The sequence below is a fragment of the Methylobacterium oxalidis genome, from assembly GCF_007992195.1.
GTDB classification, from domain to species: Bacteria; Pseudomonadota; Alphaproteobacteria; order Rhizobiales; family Beijerinckiaceae; genus Methylobacterium; species Methylobacterium oxalidis.
The window spans coordinates 73,641-87,427 of sequence record NZ_BJZU01000002.1 but is presented as its reverse complement, the minus strand read 5'-3'; the positions used below and the strand labels follow the sequence as shown (position 1 = coordinate 87,427).

At 70.4% G+C, this 13,787-nt stretch carries 8 protein-coding genes; 3 read left to right on the top strand and 5 right to left on the bottom strand.

What is annotated here, in order from left to right; translation table 11 throughout:
* Positions 1–227: 227 nt before the first annotated feature.
* Both dnaN and recF read left to right on the top strand, forming a co-directional pair.
* Positions 228–1,349, top strand: coding sequence for a DNA polymerase III subunit beta (gene dnaN / locus MOX02_RS00590; RefSeq protein WP_147023755.1), 1,122 nt, complete (start codon positions 228–230; stop codon positions 1,347–1,349).
* 20 nt (positions 1,350–1,369) lie between these two features.
* Positions 1,370–2,551: a DNA replication/repair protein RecF gene (recF, locus tag MOX02_RS00585; protein WP_147023761.1), complete on the top strand. Its 1,182-nt coding sequence runs from the start codon at positions 1,370–1,372 to the stop codon at positions 2,549–2,551.
* Between the two features lie 10 nt (positions 2,552–2,561).
* On the opposite strand, the gene MOX02_RS00580 is transcribed toward recF, so the two are convergent.
* Together MOX02_RS00580 and MOX02_RS00575 are read right to left on the bottom strand one after the other, a co-directional pair.
* A complete protein-coding gene (locus tag MOX02_RS00580; protein WP_147023754.1) occupies positions 2,562–2,966 on the bottom strand; it encodes a type II toxin-antitoxin system VapC family toxin in 405 nt (134 codons plus the stop codon).
* Positions 2,966–3,205: a type II toxin-antitoxin system VapB family antitoxin gene (locus MOX02_RS00575; protein WP_147023753.1), complete on the bottom strand. Its 240-nt coding sequence runs from the start codon at positions 3,203–3,205 to the stop codon at positions 2,966–2,968. Before MOX02_RS00575 ends, MOX02_RS00580 begins: the two co-directional genes overlap by 1 nt.
* Before the next feature lie 114 nt (positions 3,206–3,319).
* On the opposite strand from MOX02_RS00575, the gene recQ reads away from it, so the two are divergent.
* On the top strand, positions 3,320–5,179 hold the full coding sequence (gene recQ, locus MOX02_RS00570; protein ID WP_147023752.1) for a DNA helicase RecQ: 1,860 nt from the start codon (positions 3,320–3,322) through the stop codon (positions 5,177–5,179).
* A gap of 133 nt (positions 5,180–5,312) precedes the next feature.
* On the opposite strand, the gene MOX02_RS00565 is transcribed toward recQ, so the two are convergent.
* The 3 genes from MOX02_RS00565 to MOX02_RS00555 form a co-directional block, all read right to left on the bottom strand.
* On the bottom strand, positions 5,313–6,509 hold the full coding sequence (locus MOX02_RS00565; RefSeq protein WP_147023751.1) for an aminotransferase: 1,197 nt from the start codon (positions 6,507–6,509) through the stop codon (positions 5,313–5,315).
* Positions 6,510–6,892: 383 nt separating this feature from the next.
* Entirely contained in the window at positions 6,893–8,266 is a 1,374-nt protein-coding gene (locus tag MOX02_RS00560; protein WP_147023750.1) for an FAD/NAD(P)-binding protein, read from the bottom strand.
* 966 nt (positions 8,267–9,232) lie between these two features.
* Positions 9,233–13,321, bottom strand: coding sequence for an SdrD B-like domain-containing protein (locus MOX02_RS00555; protein WP_147023749.1), 4,089 nt, complete (start codon positions 13,319–13,321; stop codon positions 9,233–9,235).
* Between the last annotated feature and the right edge of the window lie 466 nt (positions 13,322–13,787).

Sequence of the window (13,787 nt, the reverse complement as noted above, 5' to 3'; positions counted from 1 at the left end):
GTCCCTCTCCCGAACGGGAGAGGGGACCCGCGCCTGATCATTCCAGGTCGGAGCGGGAGAGGGGACGCGCCGGTGCTGACGTGAGGATGACCCGGCGATAGGCCGGGACGGGGCGAATCGGCGTCTTGCCTTCGCCGCGCCCCTTCGCCAAGCTGACCGGCCAGGGTCCCGGAGCACCCGGGCTGCCGGCCGCGGCAGGGCTTTTTCGAACACCAGAGTTTATTGCGATGAGAGTGACAGTCGAGCGCGCGGCCCTCCTTCGATCGCTCGGCCACGTGCACCGCGTCGTCGAGCGGCGCAACACGATCCCGATCCTCTCGAACGTCCTCCTGCGCGCGGACGAGTCCGGCCTGCAACTGAAGGCGACCGACCTCGACATCGAGGTGACCGAGACGGTGCCGGCCGACGTGGTCGATGCCGGAGCCACCACCGTGCCGGCCCACGTCATCTACGACATCGTGCGCAAGCTGCCCGAGGGCGCGCAGGTCTCCCTGGAGACGGGCTCGGATTCCGGGCAGATGACGATCCGCTCCGGCCGCTCGCGCTTCTCCCTCGGGGCGCTGCCCGAGGGCGACTTCCCCGACCTCGCGGCGGGCGAGCTGCCCCACGGCTTCACCCTCGCGGCGGCCGACCTCAAGCGGCTCATCGACAAGACGCAGTTCGCGATCTCCACCGAGGAGACGCGCTACTACCTCAACGGCATCTACCTGCACACGCTAGAGGCGGAGGGCAGCCTCAAGATGCGCGCCGTCGCCACCGACGGGCACCGCCTCGCCCGCGTCGAGATGGAGGCGCCGGACGGCAGCCGCGGCATGCCGGGCATCATCGTGCCCCGCAAGGCGGTGGCCGAGATCCAGAAGCTCGTGGACGACGGCGGCGACAGCGTCGAGATCGAATTGTCGCCGGCCAAGATCCGCCTGCAATTCGCGAGCGGCGTGACCCTGATCTCGAAGCTGATCGACGGCACCTTTCCCGACTACCAGCGCGTCATCCCCACCGGCAACGACAAGCGCCTGACGGTGGAGCGCGAGCCCTTCGCCAAGGCGGTGGACCGGGTCTCGACCATCTCGTCCGAGCGCGGCCGCGCGGTGAAGCTCGGCCTGCAGGAGGGCCGCCTCGCCCTCTCGGTGAACAACCCCGATTCCGGCAGCGCCACCGAGGAGCTCGACGTCGACTACGAGGCGGCGAGCCTCGATATCGGCTTCAACGCCCGCTATCTCCTCGACATCACGAGCCAGCTCGAGGGCGACACCGCCCTGTTCAAGCTTGCCGATCCCGGCTCGCCCACCGTGATCCAGGACCGCGACGGCGCGGCGGCGCTCTACGTGCTCATGCCGATGCGGGTGTGAGCGGCCCGGGAGACGCCCCGATCGCTTCGCCAGGTGACGCCGCGGGGGACGCGTCGGGCGGCGCCCAGCGCCTGACCCGCCTGATCGCGCGCGACTTCCGCAACCACGCCGATCTCGACCTGCGCACCGAGCGGCGCTTCGTCGCCCTCGTCGGCGAGAACGGCGCGGGCAAGACCAACCTGCTCGAGGCGATCTCGCTGTTCTCGCCGGGCCGCGGCCTGCGCCGCGCGGATTTCGCCACGATGGCGCGGGTCGGCGGCCCCGGGAGCTTCGCGGTCTCGCTGACGCTGGCGCGCGACGAATCCGAGCACCGCCTCGGCACCGGCTACGAGCCGCCGGCCTACGAGGCCCGCGCGAGCCGCATCTGCCGCGTCGACGGGGCGGGCATCCACTCGCCGGTCGCCTTCGCGGAGTTCCTGCGGATCGTCTGGCTGACGCCGGACCTCGACGGCCTGTTCCGGGGGCCCGCGGGCGACCGCCGCCGCTTCCTCGACCGGCTGGTCCTCGCGGTCGATGCCGGCCACGGGGCCCGGGTGAGCGCGATGGAGCGGGCTCTGCGCTCGCGCAACCGTCTCTTGGAGGAGCGCGCGCACGACACGCAGTGGCTCGACGCGATCGAGCGCGAGGTGGCCGAGCTCGGCGTCGCGGTGGCGCTCGCCCGGCGCGAGACCGTGGAGCGCCTCGACCGGCTGATCGCCGAGACGCGGGACGACGCGCAGCCCTTCCCCTGGGCGAGCGTGCGGCTCGAGGGCGACCTCGACGATCTCGTCGCCGTCTGGCCGGCGATCGAGGCCGAGGACCGCTTCCGCCTCGCCCTGCGCCAGGGCCGCCACCGCGACCGGGCGGCCGGCCGCACGCTGACCGGCCCGCAGACCACCGACCTCACCGTGCGGCACGGCCCCAAGGACGTGCCGGCCGCCACCGCTTCGACAGGCGAGCAGAAGGCGCTGCTGATCGGCCTCGTCCTGGCCCATGCCCGCCTCGTCCAGGCGATGAGCGGCATCGCGCCGATCATCCTCCTCGACGAGGTCGCCGCCCATCTCGACCCGCGCCGCCGGGCCGGCCTGTTCGACGCGCTCGAGGCGCTGCCCGGGCAGGTCTGGATGACGGGCGCCGACCCGGCCCTGTTCGCGGAGCTCGGCACCCGGGCCGACGTGGTGCGCGTCGCCGACGGCCGCATCCTGCCGCCGGATGCGGCCTGAGCGGTTCGCCTCAGGCCAACGCGGAGGCGATGTCGGTCCGCGCGAAGTCGTCCCCGACGAAGAGCAGGGGCACGCCGTGGACCCGGGCACAGGCATAGGCGAAGCAGTCGCCCATGTTGAGGCGGGCCGGGTGGCCGCGGCCCTTCCCGAAGCGCTCGAAGGCGTCGAGGGAGGCACTGCCCTCGGCCTCCGCCAGCGGAACGACCCGGATGCCGGACACGGCCAGGGATTCCTCGATCTGCGCCCTCGCGTCGGTCACCGATTGCGCCTTTTTCCGCGCGAGCGCCGCCACCGTCTCGAAGATGGCGAGGGCGGACGTGATGGGGCCGGCGTCGCGATCGATGCGGTCGAGCAGGGCGTCGCGCGCCGATTCGTCCGTGAGGATCGCCACCAGGGCGGACGCGTCGACGAACATCAGCGCTCGCCGCTGAGTTCGTCGAAGAACGCCTTGTCCGCTTCCAGTCCCGTATCCGGAACGGCCGCGATCCGATCGAGCAGCGGCCTGACCCGCTCGCGCAGCGGCAGCGACGCTTCGCGCCGTTGCAACTCGTTCACGAGCGCCATACGCACCGCCTCGGTCTTGTCGACGCGGGCCGCCGTCGCCAGTTGCTCGGCGAGCCGGTCGACCTTCTCGCTCTCGATGGTCAGGGACATGAGCTGAGCACCCCGGGCTGCAAGCCGCGCCCGACCACGCTAGGCTAGGCGCGGTGCCGGCGCAGCGCAAGCCGTCGAGCCATATAGTCCTATCGCCAGCCGCCACGAGATCCCATGACCGCACGCCTCGACGAGGCCCGCGCCGCGCTTCGAGCCACCTTCGGCTACGACGATTTCCGCACCGGCCAGGCCGAGGTGATCGGCGCGGTGCTCGACGGGTCGGACGTGTTCGCCGTGATGCCCACCGGCTCCGGCAAATCGATGACCTACCAGCTGCCGGCCCTCGTCGAGGAGTCGCTCACCGTCGTGGTCTCGCCCCTGATCGCGCTGATGCACGACCAGGTGCAGCAGATGCTGGGCTTCGGCATCGAGGCCGCCACCCTCAACTCGACCGTGGCGGAGGCGCAGTCCCGCGAGACCTGGCGCAAGATCCGCTCCGGGGCGCTGCGCCTCCTGTTCGTCTCGCCCGAGCGCCTGCTCATGGACGGCTGCATGGAGGCCCTGCGCGGGGCCGGGGTAAGGCGGCTCGCGGTCGACGAGGCGCACTGCGTCTCGCAATGGGGGCACGATTTCCGCCCCGAGTACCGCGACATCGCCCGCGCCCGCGAGGCGCTCGGCGACGTGCAGGTGCTGGCGCTCACCGCCACGGCCGACGCGGCCACGCGCTCCGACATCGCCGAGCGGCTGTTCCCGGCCGGCCGCGACCTCAGGACCTTCGTCCACTCCTTCGACCGCCCGAACATCCGGCTGACCTTCGCGCCCAAGGACAACCCGACCCGCCAGATCGAGCGCTTCCTGCGCCACCGGCGGCAGGAGAGCGGCATCATCTACTGCTCGTCGCGCAAGCGCACGGAGCAGCTCGCCGAGACCCTGGCCCGCGACGGGTTCGACGCGCTGCCCTACCACGCGGGCCTCGACCAGGGCACGCGCATGCGCAACCAGGACCGCTTCCTGCAGGAGGACGGGATCGTGATGACGGCCACCGTCGCCTTCGGCATGGGCATCAACAAGCCGGACGTGCGCTTCGTCTGCCACGCCGACATGCCCTCGAACGTCGAGGGCTACTACCAGGAGATCGGCCGGGCCGGCCGCGACGGGCTGCCCGCCGACACGCTCACCATCTACGGCCTCGACGACATGGCGCTGCGCCGCCGCCAGATCGACGAGAAGGAGATCCCGGACGAGCGCCGGCGGGTCGAGCGCCGCAAGCTCGAGGCGATGATCGCCCTGTGCGAGGGCGCCACCTGCCGGCGCCAGTCGCTGCTCGCCTATTTCGGCGAGACGAGCGGGGCTTGCGGGCGCTGCGACCTCTGCCGCGGCGGCGTCACCCTCGTGGACGGCACGGTCCCGGCCCAGAAGGTGCTGTCGGCGATCGTGCGCACCGGCCAGCGCTTCGGCGCGGCCTACATCTGCGACGTGGTGGGCGGCAAGGAATCCGACCAGATCCGCCGCAACGGCCACGCCCAGCTCAAGACCTTCGGGGTCGGTGCCGACAAGCCGGTGGCCGCCTGGCGCGCCATCCTGCGCCAGCTCTTCGCGGCGGGCGCGGTGGCGGAGAACGGCGACGGCTTCGGCGGCCTCTCGATGACCGAGAAGGGCGAGGCGATTCTGTTCGGCCGCGAGCCGATCCAGCTCCGTCCCGATCCCGAGCCGAAGGCCGCCGAGCCCCGCGAGCGGCGGCGCGCGAGCGCCCGCGACGACGAGGCGCTGACGCTCAACGAGGCGGACGAGGCCCTGTTCCAGCACCTGCGCGGCCTGCGGGCGACGATCGCGCGCGCGGAGGGCATCGCCGCCTTCATGGTCTTCCCCGACCGGACCCTGATCGAGATGGCGCGCGCCAAGCCCGTCGACCTCTGGGCCCTGCGCACGGTTCACGGCGTGGGCGAGCGCAAGCGCGAGGCCTACGGCGAGCGCTTCGTCTCGGCCGTCGCCGACTTCCTCAACGGTCGCCCGAACGTCGGCAGCCTATCGTGACGATCGTGACCGGCCTCCAGAGGGCAACCCGACCGGCCGGTCGGCCGCCCGCAGCACGGCGGCGAAGTCCCGGCAGCCGCAGCGCCTGAAGGTGCGGGCGAGTTCGACCCGCGCGGCGATGAGCGCCGCCTCGTCATCTTCGCCCCGCGCCACCTTGCGCCGCTGCCGGCACCTCCGAGAGCCGTCTCCTCAATTGCAGGATGCCGGCCTCCTCGACGCCGCCGAAGGCGAAACGCAGATAGGCATCCTGCCCTTCGCCGAAGGCGCTGCCCGGCAGGCAGAGGATCCCGCGTCGGCAGGCCAGCCACTCGGCGGCCTCGGCAGAGGATCTCTCCGAGAAGGGATGCCGGACGAAGGCGCAGAAGGCGCCCTGGGACGCGACCGACCATCCAGGCAAGTCCTGGACGACCGAGCGCAGCGCTTCGCCACGCCGATTGATCGCCGCCCGGTTGGCTGCCTGCCAGTCTCCCAGCGACGACATCAAGGCGGCCATCGCGGCCTGCGCGGGCCGCTGCGGGCAGACATGAAGGCAGTCCAAGGCCTTGAAGAACTGCTCCATCAGCGCCGAAGAGGCGGTGACGGCCCCGAGCCTGTGGCCCGGGATGCCAAAGGCCTTGCTGAAGCTGTAGAGGCCGATCAGGGTGTCCGTCCAATCGGGATCCGAGAACAGGGCGTGCGGCCGCTCCTGGCCGTCCGGCAGGAAGTCGCGGTAGGTCTCGTCGAGGATCAGCGCGATGCCGTGCTCCCGGCAGAGATCGCGGAAGGCTGCGATGGTCGCAGGCGGGTAGACGGCACCGGTGGGGTTGTTGGGCGTGACCAGCACCAGAGCGCGCACGCGTTCGGAGATGAGCGTCCTCGCTGCCTCGACATCCGGCACGAACCCCTCCGCTTCCGCGCAAGGAAGCGGACGGGCTTCGACGCCCAGCATGTCGAGTGTCATCTTGTGGTTCCAGTACCACGGCATCGGCAGCAGGATGGCGTCGCCACGCTGGGCAATTGCCAGCGTGACGAGCATGAACGCTTGATTGCAGCCGGCCGTGATGGCGACCTGATCGGCCTTGATCCGCCCCTGCAGTGCGTCCGAGCTGTGCCTCGCATACGCGTCTCTGAGGAGGGGGTCGCCCAGGATGGCGCCATACCGCGCGTTGGCAGGATTGCCGGCCTCCTCAGCCAACCGATCCAGCAATTCAGCGCAGGGCTCATAGCCTGGAGCCGCTTGGCACATGTCCAGGATCGGCCCATGCTCATTCCCGTATCGCGCTGCCCAGGCTTGAATGAGCGGTATGGCTGGCCGGTCCGTGGCGAGCAGCAGCGGGTTCGCAGGAGGCATCGCAGATCGATTGGGAATGAAGGTCGGGACGGCAGAGGGAGGACAACGCTCGGTGTCCGTCCCTACAATGCCACGGCAGCGATCGGCGGATCAAAGGTGCTTCAGCGCGAAACTGTCCGGCAGGGACAGGGGCTCGTTCCGGGCGCGCCGACGATGGTGGTGGGCGCAGGCCCTGCGCCTGAGGGCTGGCTGCCGACCCAGGCGACCGACCTCGGCGACCGACCTCGACGACCGACCTCGGCCGGCACCGGTTCGGCGGCTATCGGCCGAGACCGACGGAAGGAGGAGGAACGCCCGTCTCAAGCGGCGCCGTCGAGGCTCGCGCAGCGTCGCATCCTGGATTCGAGACGAGCGCCGCGTTGCCTGCCGCGCGGCGCTGAAGTTCACGCAGCCTCGGTCCGCTCAAGGTCGGCGGCGATGAGGGCGGCGACTTCGGCCGCCTGATTGCGGATGTCGGGAACTGCGATGCACTCCCACAGGACGCCCCGCAGAAGAGGCCCGAGCGTCCAGAGGCGGCCGATGCCGCGCGTGCCGTGGGCGCGGTAATCGGGGCTGGCGTCGAGGCCGAGACCGAACGGGCCGGGGCGCACGAGCCCCCGGGCCATTAGGCGGCGGAGCAGCGGGTCCGTCGTCTCGGAGACCCGCCCGATGCCCGTGGCGTCGAGGATGCACTGCACGTCGAGGCGCACCGTCCGCTCCGTGCCGCGCGGGCGCACCGTGACCACGGCGTGCGCCTCCGCATCGGTGATCGTCCGGATCCGCCCGGCGAGGATGGTCAGGCTGCCGCGGCCGACCTCGTCGGCGATGGCGCGCGCGGACGGGGGCGCCATGCGGTGCCGGTGCACGTCCCAGAACGTCCTGAGATGACGGAGGAAGCGAGCGCGCTCCGCGGGCGGCAGGCTGCGCCAGATGAAGTCCGTGATCGGGCGCAGCCCGTCGAGGACGCCCCTCCAATCGGCGCCGGCCGCCTGGGCGTCCGCCACTTCGTGCCGGATCCGCCGCAGCAGCGTCGGCAGGGAGCGGAGATCCCGGGTCGTGAGGTTCGGGGCGGGCCGCACCTCGGTCGGAGCATGCGTGGCCGGCATGAGCCCGCGCCGGGAGACGGCGATGATGCGGCCCGAGTAGCCGCGCTCGCGCAGGGTCGCCACCGCGTCGACCATCGTCAGGCCGGTCCCGACGATCAGGACAGGCAGGTGGGCATGCAGCCGGCCGGCCTGATCCACATGCCAGGGGTCCGCCCGGAACCGGCTGCGCGGCTCGCCCGGACCGGCGAGATTGCCGGCGGCGAGCACCGCGCCGTCGATCCGGTGCGCCTGTCCGCCCTCCGTGCGCAGGATGAAGCCGCCGCCGACGGGCTCGAGATCGGTTACCGCGTCGTTGACGAGGTGCAGCCGCGGCCTGCCCTCCGCCGTGACGGCCTGGCGCAGGAGCTCGCCGAGATAGCGGCCGTAGAGCCCGCGGGGCGCGAACGTGCCCGCCGGGGTGCGCTGCACCCCCTCGGCCGCGTGCCCGGCGAGCCACGCCTCGAAATGGTGCGGCCGGTCGGAGAAGGCGCTCATGTTCGCGGCGCGCAGGTTCAGCAAGTGGGCCGGCGCCTTCGTCGCGTAGGCGAGCCCGCGCCCGAACGCCTCCGCCCGCTCGCAGAGCAGCACCGGCCGTCCTCCCGGGAGCGCCGCGAGGAGGTGGAGAGCCGCCATCGTGCCGCTGAAGCCGGCCCCGATGACGGCGATGGGAAGCGCGGTGTCGTTCGCGGGCATGAGGCACAATCCTGGCGGTGCGGCTTGGAAATCCTCCGGCGCGGGCGCGGCAGGATCCTGAGGCCGCACCGGGCGGGCGCCGGTGCGGCGCTGCGCGAGGGGAAGCCGGAAGGCTAAGATAATCCGCTAAAAAGAACAAGTCGTTTGCTGAATCAAGGCGTGAAGAGCGCGCGGGCGCCGAGTTTCGGCTCGCAACTGATGATGATGATCAACGATTTATGTCTCTTGATCACGCCTGCGAGCGAAGAATCTCCTCAGCCGATCCTGTTCTTTGCAAAGAACGTCCTGCCGGATCGCGGTGGGCCACCCTGGCCCCGTGCCGGAGCCGCGTTCAGGCAGCCTCGATCCCGGCAGGCCGAGCGGCGTGAGGCGAGGGGCACGGCGGCTTCCCGTGCCGGGGGCAGAGCGGATCCTGGCAGCGCTCGGGAGCGGCGAAGCCCGGCTCAGGTGAGGAGATCGCGCCCGCGGGGTCGGGCGAGATCGAGGGGGCTGCCCTCGAAGATGCGGCTTGGCCGCGCGGACGCCATAAGCCTCCGGTCGGCGAGGAACCGGCATCTCGCCGATGTCGTGCCTCACGGACGCCGCGTTGGTCAGCCGCCGCGCCCGGGTGTCGGGCAGAAGCGCCTGCATCACCGGCCGGGTCCGGGCGTGGAGCGCGCCGCGGGGCTCGTCGATCAGGAGCAGCCGCAACGCGTCGATGAGGACACGCGCGATCTCGACGCGCCGCCTGCCCCCCAGCCGTTCGGCCGGGTAGCGGTCGGCGAGGTCCGCGAGGCCCACCCGCGCGAGGACGGCGCGCGCCGCCTCCGCCCCCCCAGCGAGCCCGCGCACCTTCGGGGCGAGGGCAATGGTGTGGAGGCCCTGCTTCCAAGGCACCAGGGAGCGCGGCATCCGGACGATGCCGCGCTCCGGCCGCGGCCAGGCCAGGGTCTCTTCGTCGAGGCCGACCCGGCCGCGGGGAGGGGATCACGCGAGGTGGCGGCCCTCCAGCATCCCGAACTCCAGATAATGGAGGAGCGGGTCGATCCCGGCAGCCTTCACGTCCGGATTGGCCGCGAGATACGCGTTGGTATGGAAGGAGGCGGACGGATCGCGCCCCTGCTTCCACCCGACCGTGTCGTAGTCGGTGAGCGGATCGACGCTGCCCGCCTTCAGGCCCGGATTGGCCGACAGGTAGAAGTTGGTGTCGAACACGGCGTTCGGGTTGCGGCCCTCGTGCCACCCGTAGGTCTGGAAGTGCTGGAGCGCGTAGGCGTAGCTGTCGCCCCCCACCGCGAGCGCGGCCTTCGCCACGTCCGGATTGGACAGGAGGTAGAACTCCGCGTCGAAGCCGTGCGCCTTGGCGAGGTCCGCGGGACGGCCGACCGCCGCGTAGGTGGCCCGGCCTTCCGCCCGGCCGAACGCGAGATAGTGCTCCAGCGGGTCGAGCCCGGCCGCCTTCACGTCCGGATTGGCCGCCAGATAGCGCTCGTTGTCGAAATTCGCGCTGGGGTCGCGGCCCTCCTTCCAGCCGAACTGGGCGTAGTGCTGGAGCGGGTCGAGGCCGGCGGCCTTCACGGCCGGGTTGGCCGCGAGGTAGCCGTTCGTCGAGAAGTCGGCGTTGGGATCGCGGCCCTCCTTCCAGCCGAACTGGGCGTAGTGCTGGTCGGCGTCGAGATGCGCCTTCCAGACGTCGAGATTGTGCGCGTAGTAGTACAGGTCGTCCACGAGCGGGTTGCCGTCCCGCTCGTTCACAGTCCCGTCGGTGAAGGCGAAGGTGTCGGCGTAGGTCAGGTCGTGGCCGACACCGTCCGGCCCGTAGACGATCGTGTGGCCGCCAGATTGATCGACCTTGGCCTGCGTCAGGGCGAAGTCGAGCTTGACCGTCTTCTCGAGCGGCGTCGTGACGTAGGGCGCCACGGTGAAGCTGAAGCTCTGAGCGGTCTTGTTGCCGGCGGCGTCGGTCGCGGTCGCGCTGATCGTGTGGTCGCCGACCGAGAAGGTCTGGCCGGAGCTGACGGACTTGCCGCCCTCCGTGAAGGCGACGGACGGCTTGGTGTCGACGATGTCGTTGGCGTGGGCCGCGAACACGACCGCCGCACCCGCGGCCGAGCTCGCAGCGAGCTTGCGATCCGGCACCACGTCGAAGGTCAGCGTCGGGGCGGTCGAGTCCGTCACGGTGAAGCTGAAGGAATCGAGGTTGGTGTTGCCGGCCGCGTCCGTCGCCATGACCTTGATCGTGTGGGCGCCGATCGTGAACGTGTCGCCGGATGCGACCTTCCTGTCGCCCTCCCAGAAGGTGACGACCGGCTTCGGATCGACGAGGTCCGTGGCCGTCGCCGAGAAGGTGACGGCCGCGCCGCGGGCGGAGGTCGCCTCGGTCCTGGCCGCCGGCAGGGCGCCGAGCGTCAGGGTCGGCGCCTTCGGGTCGGCCACGACGAAGCTGAAGGTCTGCGAGGTCGTGTTGCCGGACGCGTCGGTGGCGGTGGCGCTGATCGTGTGCCGGCCGAGGCCGAAGCTCTGGCCGGAGGTGACGACCTGGTCGCCTTCCTTGAAGACCAGGTTGGGGTTGGCGTCGACCGTGTCGGCGGCCTTGCCCGAGAAGCTGACCTTGGCGCCCTCGGGGCCGGTCGCGTCGATCTTCGCCTGCGGCGCCGTCAGCGTGAGCGTCAGCGCCGTGGTGTCCACGACCGTGAAGGTGAATTCCTTCATCGTCCTGTTGCCCGCCGCGTCCACGGCGAACGCGTCGATCACGTGCTTGCCGAGCCCGAAGGTCGCGCCCGAGCTGACCGTTTTCGAGCCCTCGACGAAGGTCACGCTCGGGTTGGCGTCGATGGCGTCCTTCGCGGCGGCCGCGAAGATCACCGCGGCGCCCGAACCCGACGTGGCCTCGACCTGGGCGCCCGGCGTCTGCGTCAGCGTGAGATCGGGCGGCGTGATGTCGCCGGTGACGCTGACGCCGCGCGGGTCGGCCCAGATCGGCAGGCCCTGGTCGTCGTAGAGGGCGTTGCCGTTTCCGGTGCTGTCGACATACCCGTAGCGGTTGAGCGCGAGCTGGGCGCCGCCCCAGGCGTAGAAGAGCTGCGCACCGGCGGGGATGTCATTGTCGAAGGTCAGCCGGACATGGGTGCCGTCGACGATCTCGGCCTTGGCGCCGGTCGCGAGCGGCGTCGCGGCGTCGTAGCTCGAGCGCAGCACCCAGCCGACGCCGAGGCTCGCCGTGTAGCTGGGCGACAGGAGATGGTCCGCCTGGTCGTGCTTCACGGTGACCAGGAGCTGCCGGCTCTGGCCCGGGATGGTCTCGGCCCTGATGACCTGCGGGCCGCTGTCGTCGATGTTGCCGTTGGCCTGCGCCACGGCCGATCCCGGCCTCGCCGAGTTCTTGAACTGCTCGGCCACGCTCAGCGCGATCCGGGCGTAGACCGTCTGCGCGTCCGTCTTGTTGAAATGCGCCCAGGGCGTGTAGGGCTGTGGCGACCAGTTGTCCGCGTTCATCGTGATGTCGGTGGACTGGTGGCTCGCGTAGGCGGCGTTGAAGCCCTTGTCCTCCATCAGCTCCTGCATGCCGACGCGGATCGTCTGGTTCTTCACGGGCTCCCAGGGAGCGCCCGAATCCGGGAACGGGATCGGGTTGACGAAGAGGTAGGGCGTCGTGCTCGCGTCCTGGCCGAGCATCCCGCGCACGAGGCCGGCCTCGTAGCGCACCGCGCTCTGCCACATGTCCTTCGTCAGGTTGGCGTTGAGGCTGTCGCTCTCGTTGTGCAGCCAGACGATCGCCGTCGGGTTGGCCTTGTCGGCGGCCGACATCTTGCCGATCGCGCTGAGCAGGCCGAGCTCCTGCGCGTTGGCGGTCCAGCCGTTGCGGTAGTCGCCCCTGATCGGGCTCAGCCAGTCGGCGAGCATGCCGGTCCCCGGCCACTGCGTCGCCGCCCCGTCCGGCTGGTCGTGGCTGGCGATGATGTTGACCTTCTGGTTGACGCCGTCGAAGCCCAGCAGCTTCTCGATCTGGGCCTTGAGCACGGCGTTCATGCCGTAGTCGGTCGCGTACTGCGAGTTCGACTGGCCGCGTATGATGACGTTGATCGTCGTGGCGTTCGGGATCTGGCCGGTCTTGTCGATCACCGTGTCGGCCTTGAAGCCGGCGTCGAGGTGGTCCTTGCTCTGGCCGGCGGCGAGGCTGCCGGTGGCGACGCTCGTCGAGCCGGTGCCCTTCAGGCCCTGGGGCGTGCCGAAGACGACCTTGTAGCTGCCGGCGGCGAGCCCGTCGAAGCTGTAATGGCCGTCCGCGTCGGTCACGGTGGTCTGCTTGGCGTAGCCGTTGGCGTCGATCGCGACCGCGTTGACATGGGCGAGGCCGCCCTCGCCCGCTTGCTGGATGCCGTCGCCGTTCGCGTCGCTGAAGGCCGTTCCCGAGAGGGAGACCAGGGTGCTCTTGTCGCGCAGGGTGAAGAGGACGCTGTTGATGTCCTGGCCAGCGGCGATCGTGAAGACCTTGTCGCTCGAGCCGGCCACGATCGTGCCGTCGGCCGCCACGACGTGGACCGTGTAGGTGCCCGGCTTGACGTTGTAGAAGCTCCACACGCCGTTGACGCCGGGCAGGCCCTGGTCCTTGGCGCTGGTCTGGGTCGTCAGGACGACGTTGCCCTGCGCGTCGATCAGCTGGACGGTGACGCCATTCGCCAGCTCGTTGGCCTGCGCCACCCCGTCATTGTTCTTGTCGTTGAAGATGAGCCCACGGATGTCGTTGTTGAAGCTGTAGAAACCCTCGTTCAGATTGACCGTCGCGCCCTCGGCCACGGCGACCTTGTCGACGCGCGTGTAGCCGTTGCTCAGCTTCGTGCCGAGATTGCCGCGGGCGTTGCCGGACGAGTGGTACTGGACGCTGTAGGTGCCCGCGGCGAGTCCCCCGAAGGTGTAGCGGCCGTTGGCGTCGGCCTGGACCGAGGCGAGCACCTTGCCCTGCTCGTCGAGCAGGTCGATGACGAGGGTCGCCAGCGACGCGTCGCCGCTGTCCTGGACGTTGTTGGCGTTGGCATCGAGAAAGACGGTACCGGTGATCGTGCCGTTACTGGCCATGACGGTCCTCCCTGGGATCGCGCCACGCGGAACGAACTCGCGCGCGACGGCAGGGAGCGGCGTTCCCGCGCACGCCGTCCGGGCGCACGCGGGGTAGAACCTCGGCTGAGCCGGGCGCCTATTCTTCGGAAATCCCTGCGTGCCGGGTTTAATCCCGCAGATCGGCGCGGCACAAGAGTATTAAATACTGAAGAAGCAATAGTACTTTGGTATTGTCAGAAAAAATAGATTTGCCAGCACGAAAGGTCCGCGCCTTCGACGAAGGGCGGACTGAAGTCGTGTGAGAGTCGGGGAGGAAACGGACGGCAGGTTGCCCCTGCCGTCGAGTGCGTGCGATCGAGCGTCGAGAACCGCGTTGCGGCGCCGACATTTCAGTCTTCAAGCGGGCAGCTTCTCAATCCTCAGCGATGAGGAAGGCATCGTGTGGGGTCTACGTAGTGTTCAGGCCTCAAACTCCTTTGCCGGG

Bases quoted from the DNA above. Each gene is read 5' to 3' on its own strand.
- MOX02_RS00565 (WP_147023751.1), bottom strand. From the start codon at position 6,509: ATGCCTCCTGCGAACCCGCTGCTGCTCGCCACGGACCGGCCAGCCATA.
- dnaN (WP_147023755.1), top strand. From the start codon at position 228: ATGAGAGTGACAGTCGAGCGCGCGGCCCTCCTTCGATCGCTCGGCCAC.
- MOX02_RS00575 (WP_147023753.1), bottom strand. From the start codon at position 3,205: ATGTCCCTGACCATCGAGAGCGAGAAGGTCGACCGGCTCGCCGAGCAA.
- recQ (WP_147023752.1), top strand. From the start codon at position 3,320: ATGACCGCACGCCTCGACGAGGCCCGCGCCGCGCTTCGAGCCACCTTC.
- MOX02_RS00560 (WP_147023750.1), bottom strand. From the start codon at position 8,266: ATGCCCGCGAACGACACCGCGCTTCCCATCGCCGTCATCGGGGCCGGC.
- MOX02_RS00580 (WP_147023754.1), bottom strand. From the start codon at position 2,966: ATGTTCGTCGACGCGTCCGCCCTGGTGGCGATCCTCACGGACGAATCG.
- MOX02_RS00555 (WP_147023749.1), bottom strand. From the start codon at position 13,321: ATGGCCAGTAACGGCACGATCACCGGTACCGTCTTTCTCGATGCCAAC.